Here is an 18,045-nt window from a genome sequence, read left to right on the forward strand (position 1 = left end):
ATGAGGTTAACATTTGACGAAATTAAGAACGAAATTAAAAGGGTTTTTATGAAATATGGACTCAGTGAAGAAAAAGCAGAAACTTGTGCTAGAATTCATACAGAATCAACTTATGATGGTATTTATTCACATGGGACAAATAGAGTTGCCCGATTTGTTGATTATATTAAAAAGGGTTGGGTTGATGTAGAAGCTGAGCCAACTTTGGAAAAAGAATTTGGTGGGATACAAATTTATAACGGGAATATGGGACCAGGTGTTTTGAATGCTTTATATGGTGTAGAAAAAGGTATGGAGCTTGCAGATAAATATGGTATTGGAATGGTTGGTCTAAAAAATACTACCCATTGGATGCGTGGTGGTACCTATGGTTTACATGCAGCTAATCGAGGGTATATTGCTATTATGTGGACTAATACTGAATCCTGCATGCCACCATGGGGTGGAAAAGAATGCAAGCTGGGAAATAATCCTTTTGTAATGGCGGTGCCAGGGGTTAATGGTAAGCCAGCAATTGAATTAGACATGGCAATATCACAGTACTCTTATGGGAAACTACAAGTAACAAGATTAGCTGGCCAAAAACTACCATTTCCAGGAGGGTTTGATAAGGATGGAAATGTTACAGATGATCCCGGTGCAATAGAAGAATCTATGAGAATCATGCCAATAGGATATTGGAAAGGTTCTAGTTTTTCTTTTATGTTAGATATTTTAGGTTCTGTTTTAACAGATGGTATCGGAGCTCCTGATTTAGACAAAAAAGGAAAAGGAAGCTGTGGTGGAGCATCACAAGTTATGATTATTATTGACCCTAAGAAGATTACTGATGAAAAAGATATGGCAACTACAATTGAAAAAGCTGTTGAACACATAAAAAGTTCGGAGCTATCAGAAAATTCAACTGGAATCTTTACACCGGGTGAAGATTTTGTGAAATTTAGAGAAGAACATGATGCTAAAGGTATTTTTGTTGATGATAGTGTTTGGGAGGAAATTAAAGCCCTTTAAATATATGGATGGGCATTTGGCCTATCCCTTCTTTGAAAATATGATGATGTAATAAATCAAGTAAATGCAGTTAAAAAAGTTATAGTAAAAGTGAAAGTCTAGTTAATGGAGGCATTGTGATGAAAGCATTGAGAGTTGAAAAACCTAATAATATATCTGTTGTTGAAATACCAAAAGTAAGACTAGAGAAGGATAATGAAATACTTATAAAAGTTAAGGCTGCTGGTATTTGCGGTAGTGATATTAGTATATATTCAGGCCAGTCACCAGTTGCAACCTATCCTAGAATTCTTGGACATGAGGTAACGGGAATAGTTGAAGAAATTAGTAAATCTGTTACAAAATTTAAAGTTGGGGATCATGTAATTATTAAACAAACTGAGAGCTGTAATAATTGTTATGCCTGCAAGCATGGCAGAGATAATGTTTGTGTTGATTTAAAGGTGAGAGGAGTTAATATTGATGGCGGTTATTGTGAATATATTACGGTACCAGAAACATCGGCGTATAAAATTCCAAAGGATTTAGATTTTAAAACAGCTGTTTTAATTGAGCCTTTTACTATTGCTTTTCAAGCCTGCAGCAGGGGAAGACTCCAAAAAGATGATACCTTACTAGTATATGGTGCAGGGGCATTGGGTGCAACGGTTATTCAAGTAGCTAAAAGCTTTGGCTGCAAAATTATAGCTGTAGATATTGAAGAAGAGAAACTTATTCAGGCAAAAAACTTAGGTGCTACCTATGCAATCAATGGGAAAAGTCCTACTTTAAAAGAAGAGATACAGGCTGCTTCTGAAAACTATGGACCGACAATTTGTATTGACTCAGTATGTAACCCTAAATCCTTTGAATTTTTAGTAGATATTGTTGGTAATGCAGGAAGGGTTGTACTAATGGGATTTGACACCAGAGTTTCAGAAATTCCACAATTTAAAATCACAGCTAGGGAATTAGATATTATTGGTTCACGATTACAACATGATAAATTTGAAAAAGTAATTGACTTATTTGCTAGAGATATTATTCAACCGAAAGATATGATTTCACATGTTTTTCATTTTGAGGATATTGAGAAAGCATTTGATGTAATTGCAAGTAAACAGTTTAGAAAAATTGTATTAACTTTTTAACTTAATTGAATCCAAATTATGCAATTCCTTTAAGTTTTAAATTTATTTAAAACCAGAGATAAAATAATGTGTGAAGGTTGATATCTATATATAGTACGTATATTAGAATTATAAATAGCATCCAATAGTATAATAGAAAAGTATATGACTGGAAAATAAAAAACTAATACTTTATAATAGTAAGAAACTAATATGAAAAAAATAAATTTAAATGAGCTTTTAAAGCTTTAAGAAATAATGGGTAGGTGGGTGGTTATATGAATGATATGAATATTACTGAGCGACATGCTAAAGAAAGTGCTCGAGACTATGCTTTACGTATAATAAAAGAAAATATTGTTTCGATAAATTTGGTTCCAGGTTGTAGTGTTAGTGAGAAGGAACTGGCCTCTAAAATGGGATTAAGCAGAACTCCAGTACGTGAAGCTCTTATAGAACTGAGCAAGACTCAAATTGTAGAAATATTTCCTCAAAAAGGAAGTAGCATTGCGTTAATTGATACAGAACTTGTTGAGGAGGCTAGATTTTTAAGGTTGGTACTTGAAACAGCTATTATTGAGTTGGTTTGTGATGTGGCAACAAAGGAAGATATTGCTAAACTTGAAGAAAATGTAATGCTTCAGGAACTTTATCTTAAGAACTCATTGTCACATAAGTTGCTTTGTTTAGACGATGAATTACATAAGCAGCTTTTTATAATTTGCAAAAAGGAAAGAACCTATGACATGTTAGAAAGACTCATAATACATTTTGACAGAGTTCGAAATCTTAGCCTATCTACTGTAAATGTGAAAGATAAGCAGATTGTAGATGACCATAGGGATATTGTTGAAGCAATTAAGAAAAGAGATAAAGAAATGGCGAAGAAAGTTATTAAAAAACATCTTACTCGCTATGAGCTTGATATAAAATTAATTCAAGAAAGATATCCTAGCTATTTCAAAAATACTTAAAATTAAAACTTTATAAATAAGCAAAGGGTATGCCAGGAAACCTTCAATCCAGTGAAGAGATAAATAAGACACAGTTTGAAATGCTTACTGATTCAAGAAGTTTTGTTTCATACCCAAGACATGAATATTTTAGGCGAATATTGTGTAATCTTATTGGAATTTGGATTGAAAATGGAGAATATGTAAATGATTTAAAGCAAGTAGGAAAAATTGTAGAAGATATTTGTTTAAATAATGCAAGAAGATATTTTAGAGTTTAAAGATATCATAATATAGAGTCTAAAACTAATTTTACTAACTATTTATTATGACTAGGATAAGGAGGCAAGAATATGAAGATGACACTAAGATGGTTTGGAAGTAAGCATGATAGCGTGACCTTAGAACAAATAAGACAGATTCCTGGTTGCGTAGGTGTTATTACAACCCTTTATGATTCTAAACCTGGGGAAGTGTGGGGCAAAGAAGTAATTGTAGCAATGAAAAAAGAAGTAGAGTTAGCAGGACTAGAGGTTAGTGGTATTGAGAGTGTAAATATTCACGATGATATTAAAATCGGTCTTCCCACAAGGGATAAGTACATCGAAAACTATATTGAAACTCTTGAAAATTTAGGAGAAGAGGGCATAAATTTAGTATGTTATAATTTTATGCCTGTATTTGATTGGACAAGATCTGATCTTGCTAAGATAAGACGTGACGGGTCTACAGTCCTTTCCTATGATCAAGAGCTTATTGATAAAATAAACCCTGATAGTATGTTTAAGGAAATGGAGTCAAATTCTAATGGATTTGAATTGCCAGGGTGGGAACCAGAACGATTGGCAAGGGTAAAAGAGCTATTTGAGATGTATAAAGATGTAGATGAAGAAAAATTGTTTGAAAATCTTGTATATTTTTTAAAGGCCATTATGCCAACTTGTAAAAAATATGGAATTATGATGGCAATTCATATGGATGATCCTGCGTGGTCTGTATTTAATTTGCCAAGAATAATAAACAATAAAGAGAACATTCAAAGAATGCTTGATGCAGTTCCTATAGAAAATAACGGGTTAACAATATGCACAGGATCTTTAGGCTCTAATCCCAATAATGATATTCCAGATATTATAAGAAGCTTCAAAGGAAGAATTCACTTTGCTCATATTAGAAATCTTATTCATCACGGACCAGGAAAGTTTGATGAAGCAGCTCATCTTTCATCGGATGGTTCTTTGGATATGTATGAGATTGTAAAGGCTTTATACGATATTGGAATGAAGGGTCCTATAAGACCTGACCATGGAAGAATGATTTGGGGCGAAAAAGCTATGCCAGGTTATGGATTATATGATAGGGCTTTGGGAGCAGCATATTTAAACGGTTTATGGGAAGCAATTGATAAATCAGCTAAAAAATAGTCAGTTATATAAGTACGATTTTTGCTTACTTAATAATCTAGAAATGTAATCTGAAATAAAGAAGGTGAATAAAATGAAATTAAATATAGAGACTCTAAAGGATGTTGATGCTTGGCAAAAAGCAGGTTTTAATCTTCCAAAATTTAATCTTGAGCAAGTAAAAGAAAATACCAAAACAAATCCTAACTGGATACATTTTGGTGCAGGAAATATTTTTAGAGGATTTATTGCAAATGCTCAACAAAATATTTTAAATGAAGGAAAAAGTAATAGAGGAATTATTGTGGCAGAGGGGTTTGATTATGAAATCATAGAGAAGGTTTATAAGCCATATGAAAACCTTGGAGTACTTGTTACTCTAAAGGCTAATGGTAATATTGAGAAAACAGTTATTGCAAGTATTGTAGAATCATTGGTTGTGGATTCAAAAAATGAAGAAAATTGGAAGCGATTAAAAGAAATTTTTATAAATCCGAGTCTACAAATGGTAAGCTTTACAATAACTGAAAAGGGATATAGTTTACAAAATGCCAAGGGTGAATATTTATATGATGTACTAGAAGACTTTAATAATGGCCCTAAGAATCCAGTAAGCTATATTGGTAAATTAGCTGCCCTTGTTTACGAACGATTTATAAATGGAAAGCAACCTCTTGCCTTAGTTAGTATGGATAATTGTTCTCATAATGGGACTAGACTTTATGAGTCCGTTAGTAAGTTTGTTAAAAAATGGGTAGAAAAAGGACTCGTAGAGGAAGATTTTGATAGTTATATTAATAATCCTAAATATGTATCCTTTCCATGGTCTATGATTGATAAAATTACTCCAAGACCAGACCCCAGTGTAAGGGAGATGCTTAAAAGAGATGGGTTTGAAGATGTAGAGACTGTAATCACATCAAAAAATACTTATATTGCACCTTTTGTGAACGCAGAAGAATGTGAATATCTTGTTATTGAAGATTTGTTTCCTAATGGCAGGCCCAATCTTGAAGAATCTGGGATTATTTTTACTGATAGGGAAACAGTTGATAAAGTTGAAAAAATGAAGGTTTGCACTTGTTTAAATCCTCTTCACACAGCCCTTGCTATATATGGATGCTTACTAGGATATACCTTGATTTCAAAGGAAATGGAAGCTTCTGAATTAAAAAAGCTTGTAGAAAAAATAGGATATGAAGAAGGGCTTCCTGTAGTTGTAGATCCTGAAATTATTGATCCGAAGAAATTTATTGATGAAGTAATTAATGTAAGAATTCCAAATCCTTTTATGCCAGACACACCACAAAGAATTGCAACTGACACTTCTCAAAAATTAAAAATTCGTTTTGGTGAAACAATAAAGGCATATATGAAAAGAGAAGATTTAAATGTAATGGATTTAAGGTTTATTCCACTTGTCTTGGCAGGATGGTGTAGATACTTAATGGGGATTGATAATGAGGGAAATGAAATGGCTCTCAGTTCAGATCCTCTTTTGGAAGAATTAACACCTTATGTTGAATCAATTTCCCTTGGAGACAAAGGCCCTTTCCATAGGCAGCTTAAACCTATATTATCCAACGCTAAAATTTTTGGTGTAAATCTTTATGAAATAGGTTTAGGAGAAATTGTAGAAAATTATTTTGAAGAACTAATAGCATCAAAAGGTGCAGTTAGAGCAACTTTGAAAAAATATGTTTATAGCGAAAAAAATTGAAAGGTGAATTTATACATCAAAAAATAATTTTAAGGTTTGTATAGGAAAAATCATTTTATGCTTACTATTGTAACTAGCTGCGGATTCTTTCTATTTTTGAAATCCACGATCGATATCAATGTATTGGTCGTGGATTTGCTATGTAAGAAGGTTTATAGTCAGAACAACAAGTAATAGTAAAATAGGTTTTAATATTTTTTAAAAAGAGATCTCGGATATGCAAAATAATGGTATAATATGGTTATAATTATTTTATCATTAAGTATTCTAGTTATTATCCCTTTCTTAATATTAACAGTTTCATTTGTTTAAAATATTTTCTTTTGAGTCGGATTGTCATGGAGAAGAGCTTTGTAGGTCTGATTCGATGACGTCGTAAGTACGTAAATATTATACGATATTCCAGTGCTTTAGAATACTATAAAAGTATTTAATAATATAAAGGAGGTTTCAATAATGAAAAATGAGCGTAAAAATGAAGGGACATTAAGACAGGCACTTGGAAAAACAAAATATGATAGGGGAATTATCATCGATATGGTTATGAGTGTTCGGTACATTGATGGCACACTCAAAGAGGAGACTATAAAGCTGATAACAGAAGGAATCAATGCAATTGTATGGAATGATGTTGCGGTAGAAGCATTTTACTCCAAAATGAAAGAACTACCATCAATAGAAGAAATATGGGATGGTCAAGAGAAGCCTGCTATTATTTGTGTTACTGATGATAAAATGTATGGTTTATGTTTCGATAAAGAGAGACCTGAAGTTAAAACAGTAAAAATTAAAGTACTGTACCCTGATGGAAGTGGGAAGGAGACAGAAATATGTTGTGATAATAATAGTATTATTGCAATGGCATGGACAGATGATACAATAGACGTTTTAAGAAAAGCACTAGTATCTCCTGATAGAGACCAATATTTCCAAAAAATCTGGAATGATCCTGTAGATTGGAAAAATCGTAATACATTAATAACTTTTATTTCCGATGGTAATGTTAGAGCATGTTGTAAATGTCTAAATTGTGAAATGGAAGGGGCCTGTGTTTGTGGAGGTTGTTAAATATACTAAACCCTTGATGTGAAAATCAGGTGAGTAATAATAGTGGGGGAATGGAAATGAGAATACCAATTTATCAGATTGATACATTTACAAATGAACAATTTAAAGGAAATCCTGCAGCAGTATGTCCATTAGAAAAATGGATAGAAGATGATTTAATGCAAAATATTGCATCAGAAAATAATTTATCAGAAACTGCTTTTTTTGTAAGAGATGATAATGAATATAAATTGAGATGGTTTACACCAAAAGGCGAAATAGACTTATGCGGACATGCAACATTAGCAGCTGCCTATGTAATATTTACTTATTTAGATAAAAGTATAATGAAAGTAAAATTTAACACCATAAGTGGAGTTTTGGAAGTAGTGAAGGAAGAGAATCTATTAACAATGATTTTTCCTTCTAGAGCAGGAGAAAAGTGCGAAGCTCCTGAGGCACTTATTAAAGGTTTAGGTAAGAAACCAAAAGAAGTATATAAATCAAGAGATTATATGGCTGTGTTCGAAAGTGAAGAAGATATTTTCAATCTTCAACTCAATATAGAAGAATTAAAGAAGTTAGACTCATTTGTAATAGCAACGGCAAAGGGAAAAGAAGCAGATTTTGTATCAAGATTTTTTGCACCAAATGTAGGAGTAAATGAAGACCCAGTTACTGGTTCTGCTCATTGTACCTTAGTACCATATTGGAAAAAGATATTAAATAAAAATGAATTTGTAGCTTTCCAATTATCAGAAAGGGGTGGAAAGCTATATTGTGCCGATTTAGATGAAAAGGTAAAAATGGCTGGAGAAGCTGTAGCATATTTAGAAGGATATATATATGTTTAGAGATATGTACTTTTTAAATTGATTACTAACCTATTAAAGATTATTTGGGTCATTGTTAGTGATACTCAATGATAAGCTTGATGGTAGCAAAAGCAAAGTTGCTTTTGATTGGGCTACAAATTATATTCCTAATAATATTAGTATGTTCACAGGCTGTTTGATTTTGTTAATTATTTTTTATGTACTGTTAGAATTTATTAATGAATCATACTTCTTAGATAAGAACTCTAGCAGCAAATTACTCAAATTAAAGACTGATACATTTACAGCACCTCTATTGGTCTATAAACTTATAGGTGTTATTGTTCAGTTAGATTTTATATATATTAACAGTTACATTTATTATCGATAATTTTATTAATAGATTAAAGTTTAATACCAAGACAAAAGCTTCACATAACACGCCAGTTAGAGACATGCCAATCTAGTGATGGATTGTGTTGCGTGATAGGAATGTTATTAGCGGAGTTATTATCAGTGGAATATGAGTAAGGTACAATAGCGAACTGCGGCAACGTTATAAGAAATTATGTCTTTAATTTTAAAGTATTGTATCAAAGTTTATTCTTTTGATTTATAAAACTTGAAATCATCGCCAAGGCACATTCCTCAGCCTAAGAGGGAGCTATCTAAGACTGAGAAAGGTCGGCAACACGAGATGCTAGATGCTATTACTAATTGAAAAGGAGGAGAGGCAAAACATGAGAAAAAAATTTGTTGTTTTAATATTATTAATTCTTATGGTTTGCTCCTGTCAGAAAACTGAGTTTATGAGTGAATATTTTGATAAGAATAAAATAAATGGAACAGTAATTATTTCTTCATTGAATACAGGTAAGGAATATATTTATAATTCAGAGAGGAGTGAGCAACGATTCTTACCTGCGTCAACATTTAAGGTATTAAATACTCTTATAGCTTTACAAGAAAATATCGTAGCGGATGAATACGATATTGTTAATTGGGACGGACAAGATAAGGGCTTGAAGGAATGGAATAAAGATCAATGTATCGCAACTGCTTTACCTGAAAGTTGTGTATGGTTTTACCAAGAATTAGCTAGAAGAGTAGGACTAGAAAAGTATAATAAATATCTAACAAAGCTAGGATATGGAAATGAGAAAACGGGAAAAATGGTTGATACGTTCTGGCTTGAAGGAGACTTGCGTATATCAACTAGAGAACAGATAGATTTCTTAAAGAACGTATATAATGAAACATATAGTTTTGATGAGAGGAATTATAGGATATTAAAAGAAGCAATGATTGTCGATGATACACCTGAATATGTTTTAAGGTCAAAAACTGGCTGGGCTTTAAGAGCCAATCCGCAAATAGGTTGGTATATAGGTTATATTGAGACAAGTGATGATGTATGGTTTTTTGCTTGTAATCTAGATATTATTGATAAATCTTATAGTAAATACAGAAAAGAAATTGTGTATAATGCATTAGAGGAATTAAAAATAATAAAATGAAGTATAACAGCGTCTAGCAAAGCGTTTAAACAAAGGTGCACTTAGGAATGTTTTTGATGTAGTTCAAGTGCACCATATTGTCTCACTGGGTGCAAGCACCGTCGAGAGAGTATTATTTACGGGTCCAGTTCGACGCCGTCTCAAACGCTGGGACATTATAAGAAATAGCCTCACTCATTTCATAGTATACCTTTTGGGTCATAAACATTAGTGATAAGTTGGTATTAAACTATAAGATTTGGAAGTACCAAGTTTAGTTAAGGAGAGATAAAATGAATGCTATAGAGATATTATCTAAAGAAAAGGTATTATTATTTGCTTTCATTTTGGTATTACTTTGTGGTTTTCTAATGGGAGAGATTATTTTTAGACTGAAAAAGGAAAAGGCTTTAAAGTTGGGAGAAAAACTTGATGGAAGTAGAGATTTTCATATTAGAATAATTTATAACAATATAATAAAGTCTTATGGTATTTTAAGAGTAATAATAGTTATATTTACAATGAATTTATTGGGAGGAGCATTAATTTGGTCTTCAATTGGTGGAATATTCATTGGCATTCCATTTTTACACTATGCTTTAATTGGCTTATTAACTAATCTAGTATTAAAAAGATATCCAGAACGAATGAAGTGGTTAACAATACCTAATATATTGTTTGAAGTAGCAGCTTTTATGGTCGCAGCTGTTGGCGGAATAAGTATAGGGCTAAGTATTTGGGGAGCAGGGAACTTATATGTTGCATTTAAAGAATGGAGTATACTTTTTATAACAATTGTTGTGCCATTTCAACTTATTTCAGCTATATTTGAAGGATTTTTATTTAAGAGAATCTACATAATAGAAAAGCACCCATGGCCTCGAGAGATATCTAAAGAAAACAATTTATAGAACGGATGCTAGGATTTGACTTCGGAGCTGAGTAAGGAAACTTCTGATAACAAAATATTCCCATTCGCTTTGCATATTTCTTCACTGGGTGCAAGCACCGCCAAGTAGAAGGCTTTGAAATAAACCATTTGTAAAACGAGAAGATGATTTTCTACATCAAAAAATTCAGAGTATATACCAAAAATATAGACCTTCAAATAATAAATTCGTAGAAATGTAATTCTGCACATATTTATTTTGATGATCTAAAATTGAAAAAATATTATATCAATTTTGGTAATGATAGTAATCTAAGCTATATTGTAATAGAAAAAAGTACTGATATACCTGTTGAGACTATTTGGGTTAGATTATTTGACATAATTTTTTACGTTACTAAGCTTAACTTTATATGTAAATAAATACTAAATTGATATTATAAACATTTATGATAATGAGGAGAATGTTTATGAGAACAGAAAGTGAAGTTCTATCACAATTCAAAGGATGGGCTAAGAGAAATGACTTAATTAGAGGGGCAGTATTAACTAGTTCTCGTGTTGTACCTGATGCAAGTATTGATTTTTTATCAGATTATGATATTGAACTATATGTATCAGAGATAGGATCTTTTGAAGAAAATGATGATTGGCTTAAAGCATTTGGCTCTATTATGGTACGCTGGCCATTTAAACCACGCTCAACAGGTAAAAAAAGTTGGATTACTCGGCTTGTTTTATTCAAAGATGGAGTGCGGATTGATTTCCAGATTACAGACCAGTTTGAGATAGAGCCAGATACTTATGATAATGGCTATAAAGTCTTAATTGATAAGGATAATATATTTAATGAGTTATCTAAACCGACATTTTCACAATATTTAATCAAAAAACCTAGCAAAGAAGAGTATGAAACACTAGCAAATGAATTTTGGTGGGATGCTTACTATGTTCCTAAATATCTTTGGAGAGATGAATTACCTTTTGCTAAGTATATGTTAGATTATATTCTTAGGTATTTGTTTTTAAATAAGATTATAGAATGGTACATTGGTATGAAAAATAACTGGTTAGTGAATACGGGAGCTTGTGGTAAAAAGTTCAAGAGATATCTTGATTCAAAAACATGGTCAGAATTTGAAGAAACATATGCTGGAGCAGACGTGGAAGAGAACTGGAAAGCATTTTTTAAAACAACAGATTTTTTTAGAAAGATAGCAAAACAAGTTGGTGAGAATTTAGGTTATGAATATCCTGATAATTTAGATAAAGAAGTTGTACAATTTTGCTTAAAAATTAGAGAGACGGATAAATTTTAATTATAATAATTACTAAGTGAAAATAATTTATGCGAAGTAAAAAATTACATCTGCTAACAAAAGATTAGCAGACATCCTTTCACCGGGTGTAAGCACCATCAAGTAAGTATACCTGACATTGACAATACTATTTCAGAGTGTTTCTTTTGGTCAAATGATATAATAACAAATTATGTATTGATGTTTAAGTGTTAGCTAGGGCAATTAGTTTAGAAGGAGAGTTTACATTTATTACTTGTTCATAAGAAGGGGGAGGAGATTATTGCCAAGTATTTTTAATGAAGAAGAACTAAAATTTAAGTTTAGTCAATCTCCAATAGATGAGTTTTCATGGCATAAGAGCGAAAAGTTGTCTCATCTTGCAAAATCAAATGATTTGGTCTTTGATGTTAAATTACTTGATAGTGGGAAGTATTCTTATCCTTATCACTTTCATAGAAATGCTGAGGAATTATTCCTTATTTTAAGTGGAAGAGTAATGCTTAGAATTCCAAAAGGTTTTAAAGAACTAAGAAGTGGTGATATAGTATTTTTTGAAAAAGGACCTACAGGTGCTCATCAATTGTATAATCATACAGATAATATTTGTACATATCTTGATATAAGAACAAAAAAAGATATAGATATATGTGAGTATCCTGATTCTGGCAAAGTAAATATACTTCCGTTTAGCGAAATATTCTTAAAACAGAATCAAGTGGATTATTTTGAAGGAGAGGAAGATATAAAAAAGAGATGGAGCGATTACAAGGATAATATTTTGGACGAAATATAAGTACCTTAGTTAGGTTAATATAGGTTGCTCTGGAGTTAGTATTGTCAAAATCATTTAACAATGTTTTCATATTTATTGCATGGAGGGATTCTTCTATGGTTAGCGCCTTATACATATTCCATCACCTAAGCTTGGTAGGGACAGTGGCCCCATTAGCTTCATATGATCTTCTATAGACAAGTAAATCGTCAGATATAAAGAATAAACAGTTATTTGCATGTAGTTGTTTGAGTGATAATATGCAATAATTACTATTTTTATTATATTTTGAATAAAGGAGATGAAATATGTTGAAACAAATACATAACCAAGCGGAAAGACTCTATAAAAATATTGGAAAATATAGCGCTTTAGATGTTGCACGTAAAATTGCTTTTGGGATAGATTTGCCATTATCTCCAACAGAAAGCCAAAAAAAAGAATGGGTAAAATTTATTTCTTCCCAACTTGAAAGAATATTTGATGAACATACTATAAAGAATATTCGAATGGGTTGTTATTGTACCGAAAATGGAAAATTAGATGAATCTAAAGAATTTATTAAAAATATTTATAGTACGTCTGTTTCTATGGTAGATTTTGTTAATAAAATGAATGAGTATGGAGTAGGATGGTATATAAAAGACGGATATTTATTCACAAAATATTTTTCGTGTCCATGCCCAATGCTTGAAAGTGTTGACATACTGCCTACAAAAACCTGGTGTTATTGTACTGTTGGATATAATAAGAAAATCTTTGAATATGTTTTTGATTGTGAAATTGATATTGAATTAATAGAGAGCATTAAAATGGGTAATAATCAATGTCTTATGAAAATTATACCAATAAAGTGAAACTTAGAAGGTCTATTGGTATCTTAGCATACGGTATCTAGAAAGAGATGAGTCAGGAAATCTATATGTCATGATATATTCTATGGGAGTTGGTACAGGGGCTTATTCTTGGAAGTCGTCGGTTTAAGCCACTATTGAAGAAATCTTGCCTCCTACGTTTAGTACAAAGCTGTTTATCAATTGTTTTGCTGTCAGGTCTTTTGTGGTGTATCAGTTAAGATTATTTATTTATATCTTCAGTATTTCCCATAGCGTCTAGTTGGCTAGGAATTTTGATTTTTGTTTCTGGCATTGTTCTATTGTTGTCAGCATTGTCTCCTTCTATAGAAGACAAGAATAATGTGAAAAGGCAGTTAAATGCATAAAAAAGTAAGAATATAAAACTTAATCTAAAAATAGTTGAAGGAATTAGAGATTTTAAAAGTGGTAACGAAACATAGAAATTTATACGAATGTTTTTATTGTGCGGTTTAATACAAAAAGAAGTAGTATTATGTTTTTAAGCTAAAGAGTTTGTATTTATTACATAAATCTAAATTGATAAAAAGGAGAAATTTTTATGGAATTTCATTCTAAAAAAGACCTTTGGCTTGGATTGTTAATTTGGATTCCAATAGGTGGAGGGTTTATTGCTTCTCTTATGGGTGAAGGTTTATTTATTAAAATTCTAATGTTAGCAATTTTAATTTTCATTGGCTGGATGTGGTTTGGTACAAGATATTATATTTCAAATGGAATAATTATTGTTAAGTATGGCCCTTTTAGAAAAAGTATAGTGATAAAAGATATCAAGACCATAAAAAAGACAAACAATCCAATTTCATCTCCAGCTCTTTCTATTGATAGGATTGAAATAAGGTATGGATATTCAGGTATAGTATTAATATCTCCAAGGGACATGGAGGGATTTATTAAGCTTATTTTAAAGGAAAATGGTAATATAGAAATTAATATATAGTATAGAGGACAAATAATATGATATATAATGGAATAAAATGTGACTATTTCAAAAAATCCAGATTCTTTTTAAAATAATAAATAGACTTGTCTAGTTAAAAATGCTGGAAAATAAGTGTAAGGGAAGTGTTTTACTATGATTAGCTATAATACCGAGAAGAAAGTTGATTATGATAGATTAATAACTCTATTTAATCAGGTGGGATGGAATGATAAAACTAAAGATATTGATAGATTAAAAGCTATGGTGGAGAATTCCCAAATAGTAATTACTGCATGGGATGAAGAAATAATGATTGGCTTTGCCAGATGTACAACTGATTATGTATTTAATGGACAGATAAATAATGTAGTAGTTGATTTGAAATATAGAAGAAAAGGTATTGGCAAGGTTTTAATAAATAAGATATTAAATAGCAGTAGACAAGTTACATACATATTAAGGGGAAGTATAACAAATGAAGAATTCTATAGGAGTTTAGGTTTTGAAGATGGTCCAATATCTTTAGTTTATAAACGAAGAAAATAGGATGAAAAATAATGTGATTGGGGGGGAACTATTCTAACCATGAAAAATTCAGCTAATACAATAAAAAAGTTTTGGAGATGGATTATTGGATATGAAGATACTTTAATTGAAACAATATGTGAAGCTTTTACCATAATAACTGTTATAAATAGTTATATGATGATATCTGGATTAGATAAACCCAAAATCGGTAGATTTACTTACATTCATTTGTTAATAAGGTTAACAATTATTTCTACGGTTTGTGTTATATGGGATTATGAAGATGCATTTCAATCAATAAAAAAATATATAACAAAAATGAAAAATATAAAAGGGATAGCTAAAATTAATATTAAAAAAATCTATAAAAATGTGTTAGAGAATAAATATAATTCAATATGTGTTATATATACTTTTATAATTGTAAGTATTTGTCTTGTAATGGCATTGGGCCCTTATGTTCCTAAAGGTGGTGTAAAGCTATATTTTAATTTAATACTATTATTTGCATTTATTTCTATTACTATATTGTTCTTATATATATTAGAGAAAATAAAAACCTTATTTCATAAAAACCCAAGATTGTAAGGGAATAAAGATGGAAAAATGAAATTAATTCCGATGGATTCATGTTGCTTTTAATTAAAATAAGGGGGGATTGAGAATGTTACAGGAGAGAAAAGCAGAATTGGCAAGAAATTTTAAAAATAGAAATATAGAGGTCTTTTTTTTTAATACTATAAAAGATGTAAAAAAAAGAATAATGGAATTAATATCTAATGACAGTACTGTAGGAATAGGGAATTCACAGACATTAAAGGAAATGAAGATATCAGGGACTTTAAATGACAGAGGAAATATTGTATTTGATAAGACATTGGCAAAAAGCAAGGAAGAGATAAAAAAATTGAAGAAAAAAGCTTTGTTGGCAGATTGGTATATAACAGGAACAAATGCTGTTTCAGTAGATGGACATATTGTAAATATAGATCATAGTGGCAATAGGGTAGCTGCAATGATTTATGGTCCAGAAAAAGTAATAATTGTGGTAGGAAAGAATAAGATTTGTGAGACATTAGAAGATGCTGTAGAAAGAGCAAGAAATATTTCAGCGCCACTAAATGCAAAACGGGCAGGATATAATCCACCATGTATAGAAATGAAAAAATGTGTGGATTGTAAAACAAAAGAAAGGGTTTGTTTCAATTTAGTTATCATTGAAGGTCAATGTGAAAAAGGGAGGATACAACTCTTTGTAGTAAATGAAGAGGCTGGTTTTTAAAAAATATATATTTTCAAGCTAACTACACTGGTAAGAGGAAACAGTAGGTTATACCGTAATCTGTAAACCAAACCTTATTTAAAGGAGGAATGAAGTTTATGATAAATGGTATAAATCATATCACTTTTGCAGTTAAGGATTTACAAGTATCAATAAATTTTTATTCAAAATTATTAGGATTAAAACTAGTAGCATATTGGGATAAAGGAGCATACTTAATGGCGGGGAATATTTGGATTGCCTTAAATGTAGATAAGAAAACTATATCTAAACCATCTCCAGATTATACACATATTGCATTTAATGTGATTTCAACAGAGTATTCTAAATTAGTAAAACGGTTAAAAAAAGCTAATGTAAAGACATTTAAAGATAATACATCAGAAGGTGACTCTTTTTATTTTCTTGATCCTGATGGTCATAAATTAGAATTACACTACAATACGATAGAAGATCGTTTGAAGTGGGCGAAAGAAAATGACTGGTCTTCATTTGTTATTAAATAGTAGAATTCCACGTGATATCTGTACCAACGGCGTTGGAAACTGATAGCTCGATGAATATAAGACAATATTTTTTTACAATGAGGTTTGTAAAAATGAAAAATAAGGAATATAGAACAAATTAAGAGAAGAAAATAATTTGAATTTCATAATGTAAATTTACTAAAGGAGACAAATTTGATGAAAAGCAATACAATTGCATTGTTGGATTCTATAGTATGGGTAAAGAAAATTAGAAAGGCTCTTTTTATAATACTTATAATATTGGTAATTATAATGTTTGTTGTTCCTATAATTATAATAGATCAGGCAACACAGAAAGTTACTTATCAAGGTAATGCTGCTGAGCATCCATTGCAGGATATATATTATGCTGAAGACTTTGGACTAAAAGCAAAAGAGATGACACTTACCACAGAGGATGGATTAAAAGTGTGGGCTTCAGAAGTTTTTACACCTAATCCAAAGGCAGTTATCATTTATCTTACAGGTATTCGACAACCATCAGTTACTTACTTTTATGGACATTCGCAATGGCTGAAAGAAAAAGGTTATGCATCTATTCTTTTGGAAGTGAGAGGACATGGCAGTAGTGATGGAGAAAAAGTATGCTTAGGTTATAAGGAAGTATCTGATGTTAAAGCGGTGGTTGATTACATCAAGGATCAAAAAAAATATGAAGAAGTCCCGATTATTGTTCATGGAGTTTCCATGGGAGGGGCTGTTGCAATTAATTCATTTGGTACAATAGGTGAGATAGATGGTTTAATTGCTATGTCAACTTATTCAAGATTTGAAGATGTAGTTTATGATACCATGAGAAGTTATAATATTCCAGGATTTATTTGTGGAATAGAAAAGTCCATAACTCATATTCATCTACAAATAGTATTCGGGAGTGAAGCAAAGGAAATGACACCTATAGACCAAATAAAAAATATAGACGGCAGGTCAGCATTGTTAATAGCATCCACTGGTGATACTGAAGTATTACCAGACAACATGGGGCGATTGTTAAAGGAAGCACCTGAAACTTGTGAGTGGTGGCTGAGAGATTCTTTGGACCATTTTATAATTCAAGACTGTGATTTTAAAAATGTAAAGGAAGATGAAGAATATTGTAATAGAATTTTATCTTTTTTAGAGAGGATTAGGTAACATATGGGGAATGATATCTTATGGTTTGTTTTACAAGAAGGTATATAAAAATAGTACTATTCTCATACAGTTCAAAAGATATGTTTTTTTATAGGTGAAATACTTTTCTATTTGTTGTTTTTTGCTGATTTAGTACTTCGATAGAATTGTGATTTTCACCTTTATCTGTTTTTGAGTAAATATATCATAGAATTTTAACAGTCTGATTAGTTATCAAAAGGATAAAGTTTTTAGGAGGAATGTTTATAATTTAAGGAAACA

The 18,045-nt window shown here is 31.0% G+C and carries 19 protein-coding genes; all 19 read left to right on the top strand.

Annotation, left to right across the window (positions count from 1 at the left end):
• The 19 genes from yiaK (at nt 1) to B5X81_RS17945 (ending at nt 17,784) form a co-directional block, all read left to right on the top strand.
• Nucleotides 1-1,011 carry a 3-dehydro-L-gulonate 2-dehydrogenase gene (yiaK, locus tag B5X81_RS17855; protein WP_079493578.1) on the top strand — a complete coding sequence of 337 codons (1,011 nt, stop codon included), beginning with the start codon at nt 1-3 and terminating at the stop codon, nt 1,009-1,011.
• Between the two features lie 119 nt (nt 1,012-1,130).
• Entirely contained in the window at nt 1,131-2,141 is a 1,011-nt protein-coding gene (locus B5X81_RS17860; RefSeq protein ID WP_079493580.1) for a zinc-binding alcohol dehydrogenase family protein, read from the top strand.
• Between the two features lie 257 nt (nt 2,142-2,398).
• Nucleotides 2,399-3,094 carry a GntR family transcriptional regulator gene (locus B5X81_RS17865; RefSeq protein WP_330397408.1) on the top strand — a complete coding sequence of 232 codons (696 nt, stop codon included), beginning with the start codon at nt 2,399-2,401 and terminating at the stop codon, nt 3,092-3,094.
• A 29-nt stretch (nt 3,095-3,123) separates the two neighbouring features.
• Nucleotides 3,124-3,354 carry a glucuronate isomerase gene (locus tag B5X81_RS17870; RefSeq protein ID WP_079493581.1) on the top strand — a complete coding sequence of 77 codons (231 nt, stop codon included), beginning with the start codon at nt 3,124-3,126 and terminating at the stop codon, nt 3,352-3,354.
• A 72-nt stretch (nt 3,355-3,426) separates the two neighbouring features.
• Complete coding sequence (uxuA, locus tag B5X81_RS17875; RefSeq protein ID WP_079493583.1) at nt 3,427-4,497, top strand: mannonate dehydratase; 1,071 nt, start codon at nt 3,427-3,429, stop codon at nt 4,495-4,497.
• A gap of 73 nt (nt 4,498-4,570) precedes the next feature.
• Entirely contained in the window at nt 4,571-6,196 is a 1,626-nt protein-coding gene (locus tag B5X81_RS17880; protein ID WP_079493584.1) for a mannitol dehydrogenase family protein, read from the top strand.
• Nucleotides 6,197-6,652: 456 nt separating this feature from the next.
• On the top strand, nt 6,653-7,264 hold the full coding sequence (locus B5X81_RS17885; protein ID WP_079493586.1) for a hypothetical protein: 612 nt from the start codon (nt 6,653-6,655) through the stop codon (nt 7,262-7,264).
• Nucleotides 7,265-7,320: 56 nt separating this feature from the next.
• Nucleotides 7,321-8,097 carry a PhzF family phenazine biosynthesis protein gene (locus B5X81_RS17890; RefSeq protein WP_079493587.1) on the top strand — a complete coding sequence of 259 codons (777 nt, stop codon included), beginning with the start codon at nt 7,321-7,323 and terminating at the stop codon, nt 8,095-8,097.
• Nucleotides 8,098-8,798: 701 nt separating this feature from the next.
• Nucleotides 8,799-9,575: a class D beta-lactamase gene (gene blaOXA / locus B5X81_RS17895; protein WP_170917484.1), complete on the top strand. Its 777-nt coding sequence runs from the start codon at nt 8,799-8,801 to the stop codon at nt 9,573-9,575.
• 272 nt (nt 9,576-9,847) lie between these two features.
• On the top strand, nt 9,848-10,465 hold the full coding sequence (locus B5X81_RS17900; RefSeq protein ID WP_079493590.1) for a stage II sporulation protein M: 618 nt from the start codon (nt 9,848-9,850) through the stop codon (nt 10,463-10,465).
• 448 nt (nt 10,466-10,913) lie between these two features.
• Complete coding sequence (locus B5X81_RS17905) at nt 10,914-11,762, top strand: aminoglycoside 6-adenylyltransferase (RefSeq protein ID WP_170917485.1); 849 nt, start codon at nt 10,914-10,916, stop codon at nt 11,760-11,762.
• A 262-nt stretch (nt 11,763-12,024) separates the two neighbouring features.
• Entirely contained in the window at nt 12,025-12,537 is a 513-nt protein-coding gene (locus B5X81_RS17910) for a cupin domain-containing protein (protein ID WP_170917486.1), read from the top strand.
• A 287-nt stretch (nt 12,538-12,824) separates the two neighbouring features.
• Nucleotides 12,825-13,373, top strand: coding sequence for a DUF6144 family protein (locus B5X81_RS17915; protein ID WP_079493595.1), 549 nt, complete (start codon nt 12,825-12,827; stop codon nt 13,371-13,373).
• Between the two features lie 559 nt (nt 13,374-13,932).
• Nucleotides 13,933-14,331, top strand: a complete 399-nt coding sequence (locus tag B5X81_RS17920; protein ID WP_079493596.1) for a PH domain-containing protein — start codon at nt 13,933-13,935, stop codon at nt 14,329-14,331.
• Between the two features lie 135 nt (nt 14,332-14,466).
• Nucleotides 14,467-14,859 (top strand): GNAT family N-acetyltransferase, encoded by a 393-nt coding sequence (locus B5X81_RS17925; RefSeq protein WP_079493598.1) that lies wholly within the window; start codon nt 14,467-14,469, stop codon nt 14,857-14,859.
• 39 nt (nt 14,860-14,898) lie between these two features.
• Nucleotides 14,899-15,429, top strand: coding sequence for a hypothetical protein (locus B5X81_RS17930; RefSeq protein WP_079493599.1), 531 nt, complete (start codon nt 14,899-14,901; stop codon nt 15,427-15,429).
• A gap of 76 nt (nt 15,430-15,505) precedes the next feature.
• The gene (locus B5X81_RS17935; protein ID WP_079493601.1) at nt 15,506-16,123 is read left to right on the top strand and encodes a lactate utilization protein; all 618 of its coding nucleotides are present in this window, start codon (nt 15,506-15,508) and stop codon (nt 16,121-16,123) included.
• Nucleotides 16,124-16,221: 98 nt separating this feature from the next.
• Entirely contained in the window at nt 16,222-16,629 is a 408-nt protein-coding gene (locus tag B5X81_RS17940) for a VOC family protein (RefSeq protein WP_079493602.1), read from the top strand.
• A 177-nt stretch (nt 16,630-16,806) separates the two neighbouring features.
• The gene (locus B5X81_RS17945) at nt 16,807-17,784 is read left to right on the top strand and encodes an alpha/beta hydrolase (protein ID WP_079493604.1); all 978 of its coding nucleotides are present in this window, start codon (nt 16,807-16,809) and stop codon (nt 17,782-17,784) included.
• Nucleotides 17,785-18,045 lie beyond the last annotated feature (261 nt).

This window comes from Maledivibacter halophilus, from assembly GCF_900167445.1.
Taxonomy (GTDB): domain Bacteria; phylum Bacillota; class Clostridia; order Peptostreptococcales; family Caminicellaceae; genus Maledivibacter; species Maledivibacter halophilus.

What these genes read in the sequence shown, in the direction of transcription:
- B5X81_RS17860 (WP_079493580.1), top strand. Translation starts at nt 1,131, where the DNA reads ATGAAAGCATTGAGAGTTGAAAAACCTAATAATATATCTGTTGTTGAA.
- B5X81_RS17945 (WP_079493604.1), top strand. Translation starts at nt 16,807, where the DNA reads ATGAAAAGCAATACAATTGCATTGTTGGATTCTATAGTATGGGTAAAG.
- B5X81_RS17905 (WP_170917485.1), top strand. Translation starts at nt 10,914, where the DNA reads ATGAGAACAGAAAGTGAAGTTCTATCACAATTCAAAGGATGGGCTAAG.
- B5X81_RS17890 (WP_079493587.1), top strand. Translation starts at nt 7,321, where the DNA reads ATGAGAATACCAATTTATCAGATTGATACATTTACAAATGAACAATTT.
- B5X81_RS17940 (WP_079493602.1), top strand. Translation starts at nt 16,222, where the DNA reads ATGATAAATGGTATAAATCATATCACTTTTGCAGTTAAGGATTTACAA.
- blaOXA (WP_170917484.1), top strand. Translation starts at nt 8,799, where the DNA reads ATGAGAAAAAAATTTGTTGTTTTAATATTATTAATTCTTATGGTTTGC.
- uxuA (WP_079493583.1), top strand. Translation starts at nt 3,427, where the DNA reads ATGAAGATGACACTAAGATGGTTTGGAAGTAAGCATGATAGCGTGACC.
- B5X81_RS17915 (WP_079493595.1), top strand. Translation starts at nt 12,825, where the DNA reads ATGTTGAAACAAATACATAACCAAGCGGAAAGACTCTATAAAAATATT.
- B5X81_RS17935 (WP_079493601.1), top strand. Translation starts at nt 15,506, where the DNA reads ATGTTACAGGAGAGAAAAGCAGAATTGGCAAGAAATTTTAAAAATAGA.
- B5X81_RS17865 (WP_330397408.1), top strand. Translation starts at nt 2,399, where the DNA reads ATGAATGATATGAATATTACTGAGCGACATGCTAAAGAAAGTGCTCGA.
- B5X81_RS17925 (WP_079493598.1), top strand. Translation starts at nt 14,467, where the DNA reads ATGATTAGCTATAATACCGAGAAGAAAGTTGATTATGATAGATTAATA.
- B5X81_RS17920 (WP_079493596.1), top strand. Translation starts at nt 13,933, where the DNA reads ATGGAATTTCATTCTAAAAAAGACCTTTGGCTTGGATTGTTAATTTGG.
- B5X81_RS17870 (WP_079493581.1), top strand. Translation starts at nt 3,124, where the DNA reads ATGCCAGGAAACCTTCAATCCAGTGAAGAGATAAATAAGACACAGTTT.
- B5X81_RS17885 (WP_079493586.1), top strand. Translation starts at nt 6,653, where the DNA reads ATGAAAAATGAGCGTAAAAATGAAGGGACATTAAGACAGGCACTTGGA.
- B5X81_RS17930 (WP_079493599.1), top strand. Translation starts at nt 14,899, where the DNA reads ATGAAAAATTCAGCTAATACAATAAAAAAGTTTTGGAGATGGATTATT.
- B5X81_RS17880 (WP_079493584.1), top strand. Translation starts at nt 4,571, where the DNA reads ATGAAATTAAATATAGAGACTCTAAAGGATGTTGATGCTTGGCAAAAA.
- yiaK (WP_079493578.1), top strand. Translation starts at nt 1, where the DNA reads ATGAGGTTAACATTTGACGAAATTAAGAACGAAATTAAAAGGGTTTTT.
- B5X81_RS17900 (WP_079493590.1), top strand. Translation starts at nt 9,848, where the DNA reads ATGAATGCTATAGAGATATTATCTAAAGAAAAGGTATTATTATTTGCT.